At 65.4% G+C, this 15896-nt stretch carries 15 protein-coding genes; 11 read left to right on the forward strand and 4 right to left on the reverse strand.

Features of this window, described 5'->3' with window-relative positions; genetic code table 11:
• The first annotated feature begins 2 nt into the window (after nt 1-2).
• The 6 genes from I6F17_RS33420 (at nt 3) to recQ (ending at nt 8277) form a co-directional block, all read left to right on the forward strand.
• Nucleotides 3-1037, forward strand: a complete 1035-nt coding sequence (locus tag I6F17_RS33420; RefSeq protein ID WP_225131556.1) for an aldo/keto reductase — start codon at nt 3-5, stop codon at nt 1035-1037.
• A gap of 123 nt (nt 1038-1160) precedes the next feature.
• On the forward strand, nt 1161-2723 hold the full coding sequence (locus I6F17_RS33425; protein ID WP_225131554.1) for an amidase family protein: 1563 nt from the start codon (nt 1161-1163) through the stop codon (nt 2721-2723).
• Between the two features lie 246 nt (nt 2724-2969).
• Entirely contained in the window at nt 2970-4271 is a 1302-nt protein-coding gene (locus I6F17_RS33430; RefSeq protein WP_225131553.1) for an O-acetylhomoserine aminocarboxypropyltransferase/cysteine synthase family protein, read from the forward strand.
• A gap of 12 nt (nt 4272-4283) precedes the next feature.
• Entirely contained in the window at nt 4284-5282 is a 999-nt protein-coding gene (locus I6F17_RS33435) for a homoserine O-succinyltransferase (protein WP_225131552.1), read from the forward strand.
• A gap of 106 nt (nt 5283-5388) precedes the next feature.
• Entirely contained in the window at nt 5389-6132 is a 744-nt protein-coding gene (locus I6F17_RS33440; protein ID WP_346657047.1) for a polysaccharide deacetylase family protein, read from the forward strand.
• Nucleotides 6133-6411: 279 nt separating this feature from the next.
• Nucleotides 6412-8277 (forward strand): DNA helicase RecQ, encoded by a 1866-nt coding sequence (gene recQ, locus I6F17_RS33445; protein WP_225131550.1) that lies wholly within the window; start codon nt 6412-6414, stop codon nt 8275-8277.
• Between the two features lie 199 nt (nt 8278-8476).
• On the opposite strand, the gene I6F17_RS33450 is transcribed toward recQ, so the two are convergent.
• Nucleotides 8477-9493, reverse strand: a complete 1017-nt coding sequence (locus tag I6F17_RS33450; RefSeq protein ID WP_225131549.1) for a 1-aminocyclopropane-1-carboxylate deaminase — start codon at nt 9491-9493, stop codon at nt 8477-8479.
• Nucleotides 9494-9651: 158 nt separating this feature from the next.
• On the opposite strand from I6F17_RS33450, the gene I6F17_RS33455 reads away from it, so the two are divergent.
• The 3 genes from I6F17_RS33455 to I6F17_RS33465 all read left to right on the forward strand — a co-directional run bounded on the left by I6F17_RS33455 (nt 9652) and on the right by I6F17_RS33465 (nt 11995).
• The gene (locus I6F17_RS33455) at nt 9652-10116 is read left to right on the forward strand and encodes an Lrp/AsnC family transcriptional regulator (protein WP_057030169.1); all 465 of its coding nucleotides are present in this window, start codon (nt 9652-9654) and stop codon (nt 10114-10116) included.
• Nucleotides 10117-10161: 45 nt separating this feature from the next.
• Nucleotides 10162-11325, forward strand: coding sequence for a PLP-dependent cysteine synthase family protein (locus I6F17_RS33460; protein WP_225131548.1), 1164 nt, complete (start codon nt 10162-10164; stop codon nt 11323-11325).
• Between the two features lie 109 nt (nt 11326-11434).
• The gene (locus tag I6F17_RS33465; protein ID WP_225131547.1) at nt 11435-11995 is read left to right on the forward strand and encodes a carboxymuconolactone decarboxylase family protein; all 561 of its coding nucleotides are present in this window, start codon (nt 11435-11437) and stop codon (nt 11993-11995) included.
• On the opposite strand, the gene I6F17_RS33470 is transcribed toward I6F17_RS33465, so the two are convergent.
• The gene (locus tag I6F17_RS33470; protein WP_249782743.1) at nt 11992-12864 is read right to left on the reverse strand and encodes a hypothetical protein; all 873 of its coding nucleotides are present in this window, start codon (nt 12862-12864) and stop codon (nt 11992-11994) included. The genes I6F17_RS33465 and I6F17_RS33470 overlap by 4 nt on opposite strands.
• Nucleotides 12865-13074: 210 nt before the next feature.
• On the opposite strand from I6F17_RS33470, the gene I6F17_RS33475 reads away from it, so the two are divergent.
• A complete protein-coding gene (locus I6F17_RS33475; RefSeq protein ID WP_036026186.1) occupies nt 13075-13323 on the forward strand; it encodes a hypothetical protein in 249 nt (82 codons plus the stop codon).
• A 9-nt stretch (nt 13324-13332) separates the two neighbouring features.
• On the opposite strand, the gene I6F17_RS33480 is transcribed toward I6F17_RS33475, so the two are convergent.
• Nucleotides 13333-14268 carry an alpha/beta hydrolase gene (locus tag I6F17_RS33480; protein WP_036042635.1) on the reverse strand — a complete coding sequence of 312 codons (936 nt, stop codon included), beginning with the start codon at nt 14266-14268 and terminating at the stop codon, nt 13333-13335.
• A gap of 108 nt (nt 14269-14376) precedes the next feature.
• On the opposite strand from I6F17_RS33480, the gene I6F17_RS33485 reads away from it, so the two are divergent.
• The gene (locus I6F17_RS33485; RefSeq protein ID WP_036042634.1) at nt 14377-15264 is read left to right on the forward strand and encodes a branched-chain amino acid aminotransferase; all 888 of its coding nucleotides are present in this window, start codon (nt 14377-14379) and stop codon (nt 15262-15264) included.
• A 48-nt stretch (nt 15265-15312) separates the two neighbouring features.
• Here the strand turns inward: I6F17_RS33485 and I6F17_RS33490 are convergent, their stop codons facing one another.
• Nucleotides 15313-15834 (reverse strand): class I SAM-dependent methyltransferase, encoded by a 522-nt coding sequence (locus I6F17_RS33490; RefSeq protein WP_225131545.1) that lies wholly within the window; start codon nt 15832-15834, stop codon nt 15313-15315.
• Nucleotides 15835-15896 lie beyond the last annotated feature (62 nt).

Consider the following 15896-nt stretch of genomic DNA (forward strand, 5'->3'; position numbering starts at 1 on the left):
TCATGGAATACCGCAATCTCGGCGCTTCCGGGCTCAAAGTCCCCGTCCTCAGCTTCGGCACCGGCACGTTCGGCGGACAAGGTCCGCTGTTCTCCGCCTGGGGCCGCAGCGGCACTGATGAAGCCCGCAGGCTCGTCGATGTCTGCCTCGATGCCGGCGTCAATCTGTTCGACAGCGCCGATGTCTATTCGAACGGCGCCTCCGAGGAGATCCTCGGTTCTGCGATCAAGGGGCGCCGCGACAAGGTGCTGATCTCGACCAAGATGAGCCTGCCAATGGGCGACGGTCCGCTCGATGTCGGCTCGTCACGGCAGCGACTGCTCGCCTCGGTCGATGCTGCGCTGCGACGGCTCGGCACCGACCATATCGATCTGCTTCAGCTCCACGCCTTCGACGCGTTCACGCCGATGGAGGAGGTGCTGTCCACGCTCGATACTCTGGTGCGCGCCGGCAAGCTGCGCTATGTCGGCGTCTCGAATTTCGCCGGCTGGCAGCTGATGAAGTCGCTCGCGATCGCGGAGCGGCATGGCTGGCCGCGCTATGTCGCGCACCAGGTCTATTACTCCCTGCTGGGGCGCGACTATGAATGGGAGCTGATGCCGCTCGCGCGCGATCAGGGCGTCGGCGCACTGGTCTGGAGCCCGCTGGGCTGGGGCCGGCTCACCGGAAAGATCCGGCGCGGCCAGCCGCTGCCGCAAGGAAGCCGCCTGCATGCCACCGCACAGTTCGGTCCGCCCGTGGACGATGCGCGCCTCTACGCCGTCGTTGACGTGCTGGATGCGATTGCTGCGGAGACCGGTCGGACCGTGCCGCAGGTCGCGATTGCCTGGCTGCTGTCGCGTCCCACGGTCTCCTCCGTGATCATCGGGGCGCGCGACGAAGCCCAGCTGCGCGACAATCTCGGCGCCGTCGGCTGGTCGCTGAGCGCGGACCAGATCAAGCGGCTCGATGAGGTCAGCGGGGTGATGCCGCCTTATCCGTACTATCCCTATCGCGTCCAGGAGGGCTTTGCGCGGCTCAATCCACCGTTGGTGTAGGAGCTTGCTCACGGAAGGCTGCGATTGCGACAGAGCGTCGCGACAATGCGCCATGCAGAATCGCGCCTGTACAGGGTCCCATGTCATCCCTAACCTCCGCCGCGCAAATTTAGGAGATGCGGCGTGGCGAAGAAGACGGCGACCAAGAAGAAAAGTGTGTTGAAGAAGACGGCGAAGACTTTGAAGAAGGTGGGCTCCGGCCGCAAGAGCGCCGTCGCCAAGCCGGCCAGAAAGGTCGCTGCCGGCAAATCGGCGAAGCCGCGGCGCCCGAAGGGGCCGGCCTGGCAATGGTCGGCGGTCGAGACCGCGGCTGCGATCCGCTCCGGCGCCATCTCCGCGGTCGAGGCGGTGGAAGCGCATCTCGAACGAATGCGCACCGTCAATCCGAAGCTGAATGCGGTCGTCGTCGATCTCTCGGAGGAAGCACTCAAAGCGGCGCACGCGGCCGACAAGCAGCGCGCCAAAGGCGGCGAGCTCGGCCTCCTGCACGGCGTGCCGATTACGATCAAGGAAAATGTCGACTACGAGGGCCGGCCGAATTTCAACGGCGTGCCCGCCAACAAGGACCTCATTGCACCCTCCGACTCGCCCGTGGTGCGCAACCTGAAGAAATCAGGCGCGATCGTCATCGGTCTCACCAACACGCCCGAATTCTCCTTTCGCGGCTTCACCGACAATCCCCTGCACGGGCTGACGCTCAACCCCTGGGATCCCGACATCACCTGCGGCGGCTCCTCCGGGGGCGCGGGCTCGGCGGTCGCTGCGGGCATCGGCACTATCGCCCACGGCAACGACATCGGCGGCTCGCTGCGCTGGCCGGCGCATTGCAACGGCGTTGCCACCATCAAGCCGACGCAGGGCCGCATCCCTGCCTTCAACGGAAGCGCAACGTCGGAGCGGCCGATGCTGGCGCATCTGATGTCGGCGCAGGGGCCGCTCGCGCGCCATGTCGCCGACGTGCGCCTCGCTTTGGAGGTGATGAGCCAGCGCGATCCGCGCGACCCCTGGTGGGTGCCGGCGCCGCTGATCGGCGAGCGGCCGAAGCGGCCGATCAAGGTTGCGCTGGCAAAGATCCCCGAGGACATGGACGTCGATCCCTCTGTCGCCGCGGCGCTGCGCCAGGCTGCCGATCATCTCGAGCGGTCCGGCTACCGCGTCAGCGAGGTCGAGGTGCCCGATATCAACGGGGTCTGGCAGACCTGGTGCGACATCATCACCAACGAGACTGTGATGATGCAGGAGGCCGCCATGCTGAAGGTCACATCCGAGGATTTTCACAAGTCCTGGGGCGGCATGAAGGCCAAGGCCAACGTGCTCGATCTCAAGGGCTGGATGCAGGCGACCGCCGCGCGCAACGGCCACATCCGCGCCTGGCAATTGTTCTTCGAGGAGTATCCGGTGGTGCTGGCGCCGACCACGGTGAAGCCGACGCCGGGCCCGCGCGAGGACACCATCAGCTCCGAGCGCGTGCGCGAGATCTTCTGGGGCGAGATCCGCTTCATCTCCGCCATCAACGTGCTGGGCCTGCCCGGCGCGGTGGTGCCGGTGGCGCTGCATGACGGCAAGCCGATCGGCGTGCAACTGATCGCCGGGCGCTATCGCGAGGATCTCGCACTCGATGCCGCGGCCGCAATCGAGAAACGCGTCGGCGTGCTGGCACATCGGCTGTGGGAGCAGATGGGTTGACGCTGCGAGCTACCGCAGCGCTGACGGCAGCCCCTCGTCCTCGTGGGCGAGGGTGGCGCCGCGCGTTCGTTAATCGACTTTAACTCGGTTTTCAGCCAATCCGCGAGCAAGCATTAGGGTTACTTCCTCGATCTCTAAGCGAATTATTGTCCGCTTTACCACCCGCCTCTAACAGAGGGACGGCGGACAACGCACATGCCTCTTTTAGGCCAATAAGTGCGGCCCGCTCCACGCGGAGGTGGCACGATGCGCAACGAGACGATCGCTATTCACGCCGGCTACGAGCCTGAAGCCACCACGCACGCAGTGGCCGTGCCGATCTACCAGACCGCGGCCTACGCCTTCGACAGCGCCGATCATGGCGCCGCCCTGTTCAATCTGGAGACCGAAGGCTTTCGTTACAGCCGCATCGCCAATCCGACCAGCGCAGTGCTTGAGAAACGCATCGCCCAGCTCGAAGGCGGCGTCGGCGCGCTCGCGGTCGCGACCGGGCAGGCAGCGCTGCATTTCGCCTTCGTCAACGTCGCCGATCACGGCGGCAACATCGTCTCCGTGCCGCAGCTCTACGGCACCACGCATACGCTGCTCTCCCACATCCTGCCGCGCCAAGGCATTACCGGCCGTTTCGCCGAGAGCGACAAGCCCGAGGCGGTCGAGAAGCTGATCGACGAGAACACCCGTGCGGTGTTCGCCGAGACCATCGGCAATCCCGCCGGCAATGTCTGCGACATCGAGGCGCTGGCGAAGGTCGCGCACGCGCATGGCGTGCCGCTGATCGTCGACAACACCGTCGCCACCCCGATCCTCTTCAAGCCGTTCGACTATGGGGCCGATATCGCGGTGCATTCTCTGACCAAGTTCTTGGGCGGTCACGGCACCACGCTCGGCGGCGCCATCGTCGATTCCGGAAACTTTCCCTGGGCCGAGCACGCCGATCGCTTCCCGGCCTACAACAAGCCCGACGCCTCCTATCACGGCCTGGTCTATGCCGAGCGCTTCGGCAAGACCGCCTATATCGAGCGCGCGCGCAGCGTCTATCAGCGCACAATGGGCTCGGTGCTGTCGCCGTTCAACGCCTTCCTGCTGCTTCAGGGTATCGAGACCGTGGCGCTGCGCATGGAGCGCCATGTCGAGAACGCCCGCAAGGTCGCCGAATTCCTGCGCGGCGATCAGCGCGTGGCCTGGGTCAATTACACCGGCTTCCCGGCCAGCCCCTATTATCCCCTCGTGCAGAAGTACCTGAACGGCAACGCCTCCTCGCTATTCACCTTCGGCATCAAAGGCGGCATGGAGGCCGGCAAGGCGTTTTACGATGCGCTGAAGCTGATCACGCGCCTCGTCAATATCGGCGATGCCAAGTCGCTCGCCTGCCATCCGGCATCGACCACCCATCGCCAGATGTCGGCGGAGCAGCAGCGCGCCGCTGGCGTGCTGCCGGAGACGATCCGTCTGTCGATCGGCATCGAGCATGTCTCTGATATCATCGAGGACATCGACCAGGCGCTGGAAAAGGCCTGCCCGTCGGCGCGCCGCGAGGCCGCAGAGTAGGCGGCGCCGGCCATGACGATCTTGATCGACAGGGATCAGGTTATCGCGGGCCCGACGCTGGTGCCGGCCGCGCACGATCTCGCACGCGATGCTGGCGCCGAGCTCACCATCGGCCTCGTCAACAACATGCCGGATGCCGCGTTGAAGGCGACCGAGCGGCAGTTCATGAAGCTGCTTCAGGCCGCGGCGGGCTCGCACCGTATCCGCTTCCACTGCTTCTCGCTTCCCAGCGTGAAGCGGTCGCCGGAAGCCAAGTGGCACGTCGAGAGCGAGTATTCCAACCTTTCCGATCTCGAGCACGGCAAGTTCGATGGGCTGATCGTGACGGGCGCAGAGCCGATCGCGCCCGAGCTCGACGGGGAGCCGTACTGGCGCGACCTCACGAACCTGATCGACTGGGCCAAGATCAACACGCGTTCGACGATCTGGTCTTGCCTTGCCGCGCATGCCGCGGTGCTGCACCTCGACAATATTGAACGGCGGCGGCTGCCGGCCAAATGTCACGGCATTTTCGATTGCGGCGTCGTCACGGACGATTTGCTGACCCGCTCTGCGCCCGCACCGCTCAAGGTCTCGCATTCACGTCTGAACGAGATCGCCGAGAGCGACCTCGTGCACGCCGGTTATCAGGTGCTGACACGCTCACAGGAGGCTGGCGTCGACGTCTTCGTTCGCCAATACGCCAGCCGCTTCGTGTTCTTCCAGGGTCACCCCGAATATGACGCGCTGTCGCTGCAGCGCGAATATCTGCGTGACATCGGCCGCTACCTCGCGCGGGAGCGGGAGACCTATCCGCGCCTGCCGGTGAGCTATTTTGACGCAGCGACGGAAGAGAAGCTGGCGCGCTTCGAGAGGAAGGCGGCGCACCAGCGCCATCCGGCGCTCAGCAACGAGCTGCCCGCGCTGAACCTGCGCGCCGATATCGGCGCTGGCGACGCGGCGGCGGTGCTCTTCCGCAATTGGCTGCGCTATCTCGGCGCGGACGCCGACGCGTCGATGTCGGTGCGCTAGCCGAAGCGGTCTTGGTTCGGCATTAGGATTACCCGGGCGTTAGGCTTGCCTCGACCTGCGCACGAATGTTTCAGTAGAGCAAGAAGGCATCACAGGAAACGCAGTCGTGTGGTCGGCACTCCAGGGACGCGTGAGCAATCGGTTGGCCCGGCATTTCCGCGCCGCGCCGCACCGGCTGGCCGCACATGCGGCGATGGTGAGCTTCACGTTCGACGATGCCCCCGATAGCGCCGCGGGCGAGGGCGCCGAGCTACTGGAGCGGCATGGCGGCCGCGGCACCTATTACCTCGCCGGCAGCCTGATCGGTCGGCCGTCGGAGCATTGGCATGGCCTCTCGGATGACGCCATCGTCCGGCTTCACCGCGCCGGGCACGAGATCGCCTGCCACACCTTCTCGCATCAGAGCTCGGCGACGCTCGACGAAGCCGCCATGGCGCGCGAGATCGAACGAAACCGCAGCCATCTCCGCGGCATCGATGCCTCGATCACGCTGGAGAATTTCGCCTATCCCTACGGCATCGCCTCGGTGTGGCGCAAGCCGCAGCTGACAAAAGCCTTCCGTTCCGCGCGCGGCATTCTTCCCGGCGTCAACAGCGGCGTCATCGACCTCCAATTTCTGCGCGCCTCGCCCTTGGTCGATTGCGAGATCGACGAGGCCGGGGTCGATCGCTATTTCGACGAGGCGGTCGCGAGCGGCGGCTGGCTGATCTTCTACGGCCACGACGTCAGCGACAGGCCGAGCCCCTATGGCTGCACGCCGCATCTGATGCTTCATGCGCTTGAGGCGGCCGGCAGACGCAACATGCCGATCGTGACCGTCGCAGAAGCGCTGCGACGGATCGGGGCGTAGCTCTTTCTCACGCCTCTTCGCTTGCGGGCGGCAGTCGTATTCGACCATTCAGCAGAAGTCGTTATGCCCGGGCTTGTCCCGGGCATCCACGTTCTTTGTGGTGCGTGGAGGCGTGAATGGCCGGGACAAGCCCGGCCATGACGCTGTGGGTCCTCTCCGCGCCCCCCATTTTCGAAACCTCCATCGCTTGGGGGGAGAGGGGGGCGGATGGACTTGCCACAGCCACACCAGCATGCGACTGGCCTTGTGACGAATCCCACGGCCTGATCTGCTCCGCCCATGTCCGCTCCCTCCAACGCCCCACTGCCTGCGCCGGCCAACGGCCGCGACGCGCTGTCGGTGCTGCATTCGGTGTTCGGCCTGCCGGGCTTTCGCGGCGCCCAGGGAGAGATCGTCCGGCACGTCACAAACGGCGGCAATTGCCTGGTCTTGATGCCGACCGGCGGTGGCAAGTCGCTGTGCTATCAGCTTCCGTCCTTGCTGCGCGAAGGCTGCGGCATCGTGGTCTCGCCGTTGATCGCCTTGATGCGCGACCAGGTCGCCGGCCTGATCGAGGCCGGTGTCAATGCCGCCGCGCTGAACTCGTCGCTGACGCCGCAGGAGGCCTCCGACATCGAACGCCGCCTGCTCGCCGGCGATCTCGATCTGCTCTATGTCGCGCCGGAACGGCTGGTCACGCCGCGCTGCCTATCGCTGCTGGCGCAGGCGAAAGTGGCGCTGTTCGCGATCGACGAGGCGCATTGCGTCTCGCAATGGGGCCACGATTTCCGGCCCGAATATGTCGGCCTTTCCGTCATCGCCGAGCGCTTTCCCGACGTGCCGCGCATCGCGTTGACCGCGACCGCCGACGAGCTGACGCGCAAGGAGATCGTCGAGCGGCTGCAGCTGACGGGCGCGCCGCAGTTCGTCTCCAGCTTCGACCGGCCCAACATCCGCTATGAGATCGTCGACAAGCGCAATGCGGTGTCGCAGCTGAAAGAATTCATCCGCGAGCGCCACATGGGCGATGCCGGCGTGGTCTATTGCCTGTCGCGCAACCGCGTCGAGGAGGTCGCCGCCGCGCTTGCCCAGGCCGGCATTGCGGCGCTGCCCTACCACGCCGGGCTCGACGGGGCGTTGCGCTCGCGCAACCAGGATCGCTTCCTCAACGAGGACGGCATCGTGATCGTCGCGACCATCGCCTTCGGCATGGGCATCGACAAGCCCGACGTGCGCTTCGTCGCCCATCTCGACCTGCCCAAGAGCATCGAAGCCTATTACCAGGGGACCGGACGCGCCGGCCGTGACGGCAAGCCGTCGGCGGCGTGGATGACCTACGGCCTCTCCGACATCGTGCAGCAGCGCCGCATGATCGACGAATCGGCCGGATCGGAGGATTTCAAGCGGGTCTCGATCGGCAAGCTCGACGCGCTGGTCGGCCTCGCCGAGACGCCGCATTGCCGACGCCGGCGCCTGCTCGCCTATTTCGGCGAGATCGTGATGGGCGAGAGCTGCGGCAATTGCGACAATTGCCTGACGCCGCCGAAGATGCGCGACGGCAAGGTGCTGGCGCAGAAGCTGCTGTCCTGCGTCTATCGCACCGGGCAGCGTTTCGGCGCCATGCATTTGATCGACGTGCTGGTCGGACGCCTGACCGAGAAGGTCACGCAGTTCGGTCACGACAAGCTGTCGGTGTTCGGCATTGGCCGCGAGCTCAACGAGAAGCAGTGGCGCACGGTGCTGCGGCAATTGGTGGCGACGGGCCATTTGCGCAGCGACAGCGAAGCCTACGGCGCGCTCAAGCTGACGGAGTCTTCGCGCGGCGTGCTGCGCGGCGAGACCGAGGTCTGGCTGCGCGAGGAGGCGCCCGGCACACGGGTTCGCGCCAGCCGGGCCACGTCACGCCGCGGTGACCTCGCGCCCGCGGCGAGCGCGCCGCAAGGCGACGTCGATCCCGAATTGCGCGCGCGCCTGCGCGCCTGGCGGTCAGAGGTCGCGCGCGAACGCGGCGTGCCGGCCTATGTGGTGCTGCACGATGCCACCATCGACGGCATCGTCCGGGCCTGGCCGACCACGCTGGACGAGCTGCGCAACGTGCCGGGGATCGGCGACAAGAAGCTCGAGCACTACGGCGACGAGCTGCTGCAGATCGTGAGGACGAGGTAGGGCGAGCCAAAAACTCCCCTGTCATCCCGGACAAGCGAAGCGCAGATCCGGGATCCATAACCACAGGCCGGTGTGATGACGGCAGGCTGGCAACTGCCAGTCCTCGCAAAACGATTGCTGCGGCGTATGGGTCCCGGGCTCGCGACTTCGTCGCGCCCCGGGACGACAGCGATGCAAGACGCGAGCGCTACGCCCTCACTCACCCATTCCTGAACGCATACGCATATCCGTTCAGGGCCGGCGCGCCGCCGAGATGGGCGTAGAGGATCTTCGCGCCCCTCTCGAAATAGCCCTTTTTCGCGAGATCGATCAGGCCCTGCATCGACTTGCCCTCGTAGACGGGGTCGGTGATCATACCTTCGAGGCGCGCGGTGAGGCGGATCGCCTCCTTGGTCTCCTCCGATGGCACGCCATAGGCGGGATAGGCGTAGTCCTCGATCAGCACGACGTCGTCAGTGACGAGGTCCTTGCCGAGCTCGACGAGCTTTGCCGTGTTCTGCGCGATTTCGAGCACCTGGGCCTTGGTCTGGGCGGGCGTGAAGGAGGCATCGATGCCGATCACCTTTCGCGCACGGCCGTCCGCCGCAAACCCGACCAGCATGCCGGCATGGGTGGAGCCGGTGACGGTGCAGACGACGATGTAGTCGAACTTGAAGCCAAGCTCGGCTTCCTGCTTGCGCACCTCCTCGGCAAAGCCGACATAGCCGAGGCCGCCAAACTTGTGCACGGAGGCACCGGCGGGAATCGCGTAAGGCTTGCCGCCTGCGGCCTTCACTTCCTCGATCGCCTGCTCCCAGCTCTTGCGGATGCCGATATCGAAGCCGTCGTCGACCAGGCGCACGTCGGCGCCCATGATGCGCGAGAGCATGATGTTGCCGACGCGGTCATAGACGGCGTCCTCGTGCGGCACCCAGGCTTCCTGCACCAGGCGGCATTTCATGCCGAGCTTGGCCGCAACGGCCGCGATCATGCGGGTGTGGTTGGATTGCACGCCGCCAATCGAGACCAGCGTATCGGCGTTGGAGGCGATCGCATCGGGGATAATGTATTCGAGCTTGCGCAGCTTGTTGCCGCCATAGGCGAGGCCGGAATTGCAGTCCTCGCGCTTGGCATAGACCTCGACTTGGCCGCCGAGATGTTTTGACAAGCGCTCCAGCTTCTCGATGGGCGTCGGGCCGAAGGTCAAAGGATAGCGCGGAAATTTGTCCAGATTCATGGGTCATCCCGATTCGCGTTGATGTTGGCGGCTCCCTAGCATCGCGTCGGAAAAATGTGCTCTCGAATATTGCGGCCATATTGCACGACTTCTTGCGGAAGTCTTGATGATTGCTAATATTCCTTCCAGAACAACACCTATTTGCGGAAGCTTCTTTCATGGCTGCTCGGCTCGACCGCACCGACCTCAAGATATTGAGATTGCTTCAGAATAACGGTCGGCTCAGCAACGCCGAGCTGGCCGAAACCGTCGCGATCAGCCCCGCCACCTGCCATCGTCGCACCCAGCGCCTGTTCGAGGACGGCTTCATCGCCAATGTCCGCGCCATGGTGGCGCCGAAGAAGGTGGCAAAGGGCACGCTGGTGATGGTCGGGGTCGTGCTCGACCGCTCGACGCCGGAAAGCTTTGCCACCTTCGAGCAGGCCGTTGCAAAACTGAAATTCGTGCTCGACTGCCATCTCGTCGCCGGCGATTTCGATTACTTCCTCAAGATCCGCGTCGGCGACATGGAGGATTTCAACCGCATCCACGGCGAGCAGCTGATCGCGCTCCCCGGCGTGCGCCAGACCCGGACCTTCTTCGTGATGAAGGAAGTCGTCGACAACGCGCCGCTGGAGTTCTAGGCGTCAGCTCTTGATGCGCCATCCGCATCATGAGAGATTCGTGCGATGCAGACATTCCCCTTCCGCCAGCACAATCCGGCCGGGCCGGCCTATCGGCGCGGCTGGGTCGACGAGGCCGTGGCCGCCATCGAGGCCGACCAATGCCGCACCGCCGACACGCATCTGATCCGGCTGATCGTGCCGGCGCTATCGGGCATCGACATCTACCTGAAGGATGAGTCGACGCATCCGACCGGCAGCCTGAAGCATCGCCTCGCGCGCTCGCTGTTCCTCTATGCGCTCTGCAACGGCCACATCCGCGAAGGCACGCCTGTGGTCGAGGCCTCGTCGGGATCGACCGCGGTGTCGGAGGCTTATTTCGCAGAGATGATCGGCGTGCCCTTCTACGCCGTGATGCCGCGCACGACCTCGGCGGAGAAGATCGCCGCGATCGAGCATTATGGCGGCAATTGCCATTTGATCGACGACGGCCGCTCGCTCTATGCGGAAGCCGCCGCGCTCGCCGGCCGCCTGAACGGCCATTACATGGACCAGTTCACCTTCGCCGAGCGCGCCACCGACTGGCGCGGCAACAACAACATTGCCGAATCGATCTTCACGCAATTGGGAGGCGAGCCGCGGCCGATTCCAGACTGGATCGTGATGGGCGCCGGCACCGGCGGCACGTCGGCCACCATCGGACGTTATCTGCGGTATCGGCAATATCCGACCCGGCTGTGCGTCGCCGATGTCGAGCATTCCGCGTTCTTCGATTGCTTCCGCACGCAGGACCGCTCCCGTGTTTGCGACCGCCCGTCGCTGATCGAGGGCGTCGGTCGTCCCCGCTGCGAGCCGTCCTTCGTGCCCGGCGTGGTCGATCGCATGATGAAGATCCCAGATGCGGCAACGGTCGCGGCGATGAACGTGCTGTCGCGACGGCTGCGCCGTGCGGTCGGCGGCTCCACCGGCACCAACTTCCTGGCGCTGTGCCGGCTCGCCTCGGAGATGCGCCAGGCGAGCGTCACGGGATCGTTGGTGACGCTGATCTGCGATTCCGGCGAGCGCTACCGGCAGACCTATTATGAGCCCGCTTGGCTCGCCGCGCGCGGCCTCGATCCGGCGCCGTTCGAGGCGGCGCTGTCGTCGTTCCTCGCCACAGGTGAGCCACTGGCGCTGGACGTCGACGACGTCGTCAATCCCCAAAGCGTGCCAAGCCCCACGGCGTCATAGCCGAGATCTGCCTGGCATTTGCGAAATCGCACGGTCGTCACGGCAACTTCACTTGCCTTGCGCAGGCATGCAGGTGACGGTTGCGTCTTCTCAACGAGGAGACCCTACCGTGCGCCTTCCCATTCTCGATCCGAAAGAGCTGACCGACGAACAGAAGCCGCTCTACGACGACATGCGGGCCGGCATGCAGGACCACTTCAAGGGCTTCGTGAACATGCGCGAGGACGGCGCGCTGCTCGGGCCCTGGAATCCCTGGATCCGCGAGCCGCGTTTCGGCAAGCCGGTGTGGGAGCTGGTCAAGGCGATCGCGTCGAACCCGCTGCTGCCCGCGGCCGTACGCGAGGTCGCGATCCTCGTCACTGGCTCGCATTTCCGCTCCGGCTACGAGCTCTACGCCCATGTGCTGGTGGCCGAGCAGCGTGGCCTCTCCGACGAGAAGCTCGCGACCATCGTTGCCGGCCAGCGGCCGGTGGACCTCACCAAGCAGGAAGCCGTCGCCTACGACATGGCTTCGGCACTGGTCAGCGGCGGCGTGCTGCCGGAGCCGACCTGGCGTGCGGCGGTGAAGGAATTCGGCGAGCACGGCGCGGCCGAGCTGTCCTATCTCGTCGGCGTCTACTGCATGGTCTCGGTCACGCTCAACACCTTCGACGTGCCGGTGCCTGACTAGTTGCGCACGGCGTAGAGCGGTGTGCGCAACGTGACCTGATAGGATGGCTTCGGCATCCACGCGATCTGCGCGGTAATGCCGAACAGGCGGTTGTCGTTGTCGTCCATGCGATCGAGGTCGAGCCGCAGGACCGGCTGGGTGAAGGATTCCGCGAACGTCCGGCCCGCGAGCTGCGCGCCGCCGAACGACTGCATGCCGAGGCGCCCGGTGAACTTCCAGTTGCTCGGCCATTGATAGTAGCCGCCGGCATAAAGGATCGTATTCGGCCGGATCGTGGCGAACGGGCCGGCGATGGTGACGGTGGTGTATTGCAGGCCGGCGAGCCAGCCCCGTGTCTCGTCCTCGTCGACCGCGTAGTCGAATTCCACGATGTTGTTGACGGAATTCGTCATGCCCTGCTCGTTGGGCACCGACTGCGTCAGGGTCGATTGCAGTCTGATGGTCGGGATCCTCCCGCCATTCTGCTGGTAGAGATCGGCCTGCACGCCGATGTTCCAGCTCGTGATGTCGAAGGACGACCAGCCGCCGCCGATATCCGTCGTCGTGCCGGATACGCCGCCGTAGAGCGACACGCGGTCGCTGACGTCGACGGTCAGCGGCAGGTCGATCGCAATCGATTTCGCGGCCGGCAGTCCATTCGGCAGCGACGTGCCTCGTTGCGCCGCCAGGGCTTGGAATGCGGCTGACAGCGAGGTGTTGCCGAAGCCGAGCGCGAGCGTGCCTGCGGGGATCGTCGCATAGATGGTGCGGAGATCGAGATAGATGTTCGGGACGGTCGGCTTTGCGGGCTCGTCCTCCTCATCGTCGGCGGCGAAGGCGCCGCCTGCCGGGACCGCCAGACACAGCAGTCCCGCCGCGGCAGCGCGCAACGCACGACGGGATTGGCTGCGAAGAGGCACGTGACGATCCGACGCGTGGCGATTTGAGGGTGGAACCGTTGTTAGATGGAACGTGATCGCGCGCTTGGTCAAGCGCTATCCGCAAGCGATGGACGGCGCGGATGTGCGCGGTTACCCTGGCGTGATCGCACTGACACACTCGCCCGCCACAGTGCAGGCCGAAGAATGGAGGAGACAGCCATGAACACGTCACGCCGCATCCTGCTCACCGGTCTGGCGGGGCTTGCCGTTACTCCCGGTGCTGCGGTGGCTGCTGCACCCACAGCCGAGCCCGGCAAGGCGACGGTTGCGGAGGAACGTTTCGCGCGCACGATTGCGGCTGCGCATGCGCCCGACAGCACCTGCGCCTGGCAGGCGGAGCATTATGCGGAAGCGCACTGGCCGGAATATGTCGCGGCGGCGCGCGCGGTGATCGGCGCGCGCGTATGATTGACGCTGTCAGGTCTTCACCGCGCGCCGCACCTGTTCGCCGATTTGCGACAGCACGAGCTGTGCCTGCGGCAGGATTGCGCCCATGGCGTGGAAATTGTGAACCATGCCATCGTGGCAGACATGCTCGACCGCGACCCCCGCGGCGAGCAGCTTGCGGGCATAGGCATTGCCCTCGTCACGCATCGGGTCATATTCGGCGGTGTGGATAATTGCGGTCGGCAGGCCCGTGAGGCGTGTCGCGCGCAACGGAGAGACGCGGGGATCGGCAGGATCGATGCCGTCAGGCAGATAATCGGAAAGGTCGGCTTCGATCGTGACGCGATCGATCAGATGGCCTTCGGCAAAGGCCTCGCGCGAAGGCGAGGTCTCCTCGAAATCCAGCACCGGACAGATCAGGCACTGGGCGGCGATGGAGAGGCCGGCGGTCTGCGCCGCATTCTGGCACACGATCGCCGCGAGTGTGGCGCCAGCGGAATCGCCGCCGATCACAAGGCGGTCGGCGTCGATGCCGAGCGATGCCGCCTCGCGTGCCACCCATTCGGTGGCCGCGATCGCGTCGTCGACCGCGGCAGGGAATCTGTGCTCCGGCGCGAGCCGGTAATCGACCGACACGAGGCGGCAGCCGGTGGCATGCGCCAGCGCCGCGGCGATGCGCTCGTGCGTGGCAATGCTGCCGGCGACGAGCCCGCCGCCATGAAAGAACACGAAGCCCGGTGCGGGCGCTTCAGTGCCTGCCGGCGCGTACAGGCGATAGGGCAGCTCGCCGCCGGGACCGGGCAGCCTGCCGTCGGAGGTCGTCACATCCGGCGCCTCGGCCCGGGCGAACTGCATCAGCTTTGCCAGCGATTGCCGCCGCACCTCCACACTCGGGCGGCTCCGCGCCTGCGGCGCAGCCGCAGCCATCATGGTCAACAAACGCTTTGCGAGCGGATCGAGCGGCATGGATCTTTCCTTCCTCTCACAGAAGTGAGCGTAACTCACGAAACGCCCGCAGCAAATCGTTTAGAAATTGGGACAATAGTGCCGGATCGTTCGAAAAGGAGGCCGGTCATGGCCGAGATCAAGAAGCCCATCGACTACTCGCCGAGCTGGACCTTCTTCGAGGGCAAATGGCACGAGGGCAACGTGCCGATCATGGGGCCGCGCACCCATGCGGCCTGGCTCGGCTCGATCGTGTTCGACGGCGCTCGCGCTTTCGAGGGCGTCGCACCGGATCTCGATCGTCACGTCGCCCGCGCCAATCAATCCGCGATCAGTTTCGGCCTGAAGCCGGTGGTCGATACCGACACCTGGCTGACGCTCGCGAACGAAGGCATCGCGCGCTTTGCCGGAAATGCCGAGCTCTATATCCGTCCGATGTACTGGGCGCAGAACGGAAGCGGCGGCGGCGTGCTGTTCGACCCCGAGACCACCAATTGGTGCCTGTGCATCTACGAAGCGCCGATGCCAAAACCCGTCGGCAACGCCATCACCCTGTCGCCGTTCCGCAGGCCGACGGCCGAATGCGCGCCGGTCGAAGCCAAGGCCGCCTGCCTCTACCCGAACAATTCGCGCGCACTCGCCGAAGCTGCGTCGCGCGGCTTCCAGAACGCGCTGATGCTCGACATGCTCGGCAACGTCGCCGAGTTCGGCAATTCCAACGTGTTCATGGCCAGGGACGGCGTGGTGTTCACGCCGGTGCCGAACGGCACCTTCCTCAACGGCATCACGCGCCAGCGCGTCATCAGCCTGCTTCGCGCCGACGGCGTCACCGTGGTCGAGAAGACGCTGCGCTACTCCGATTTCCTGACCGCCGACGAGATCTTTTCGACCGGCAATTTCGCCAAGGTCGCGCCCGTGATCCGCATCGACGAGCGCGAGCTGAAGCCGGGCCCGTTCTACGCCAAGGCGCGCAAGCTCTACTGGGACTTTGCGCATGCGATGAAGATGGCGGCTTGATCCGGAGTCTCTGTCGTCATGCCGGGTCAAGCCCGGCCATGACGAGAACTATTTCTGCCGCCGAAACCGGCTGAACTGAAACGCCTGCGTCGAATGCCACGGCGTGTGGTGCGTCTCGCTGCGCGTCTCGACCAGTTTAAATTCCGGCCCGAGCTCCGCTGCAAGGCTGACGCTGTCGTGGCGCTGCACCGGCAGGCCGCTGCATTTCTCGGGACCGTCGGGTGCAAACGTCGCAATGATGACGTGGCCGCCAGGTCTGACCGCCGACCGCAGGCGCTCCACGTAAGCGACCCTGTCGCGCGGGTCAGTCAGGAAGTGAAACGCTGCGCGATCGTGCCAGACATCGTACGTCCTGGCCGGACGCCACGTCGTGGCATCGGCAACGATCCAGTCGACCGTCGAAGCGGCCTGACCGATGCGCTTCTTCGCCGCCGCGAGCGCATTGGCAGAAAGATCCAGCACGGCGATGTCGCGATAGCCGTCCTGCAACAGCGCATCGACCAGGCGCGATGCGCCGCCGCCGACATCGATGATGGTCGTGTCGCGATCGGAGCCGGCTGCGCGAATCATCGCGAGCGAGATCGCGGGGCTATCCTGATACCAGCTGACCTCGGCCTCGCCCTTGGTGGCGT

Origin of the sequence: Bradyrhizobium sp. NBAIM18 (assembly GCF_020193825.1) — a bacterium.
GTDB lineage: Bacteria > Pseudomonadota > Alphaproteobacteria > Rhizobiales > Xanthobacteraceae > Bradyrhizobium > Bradyrhizobium yuanmingense.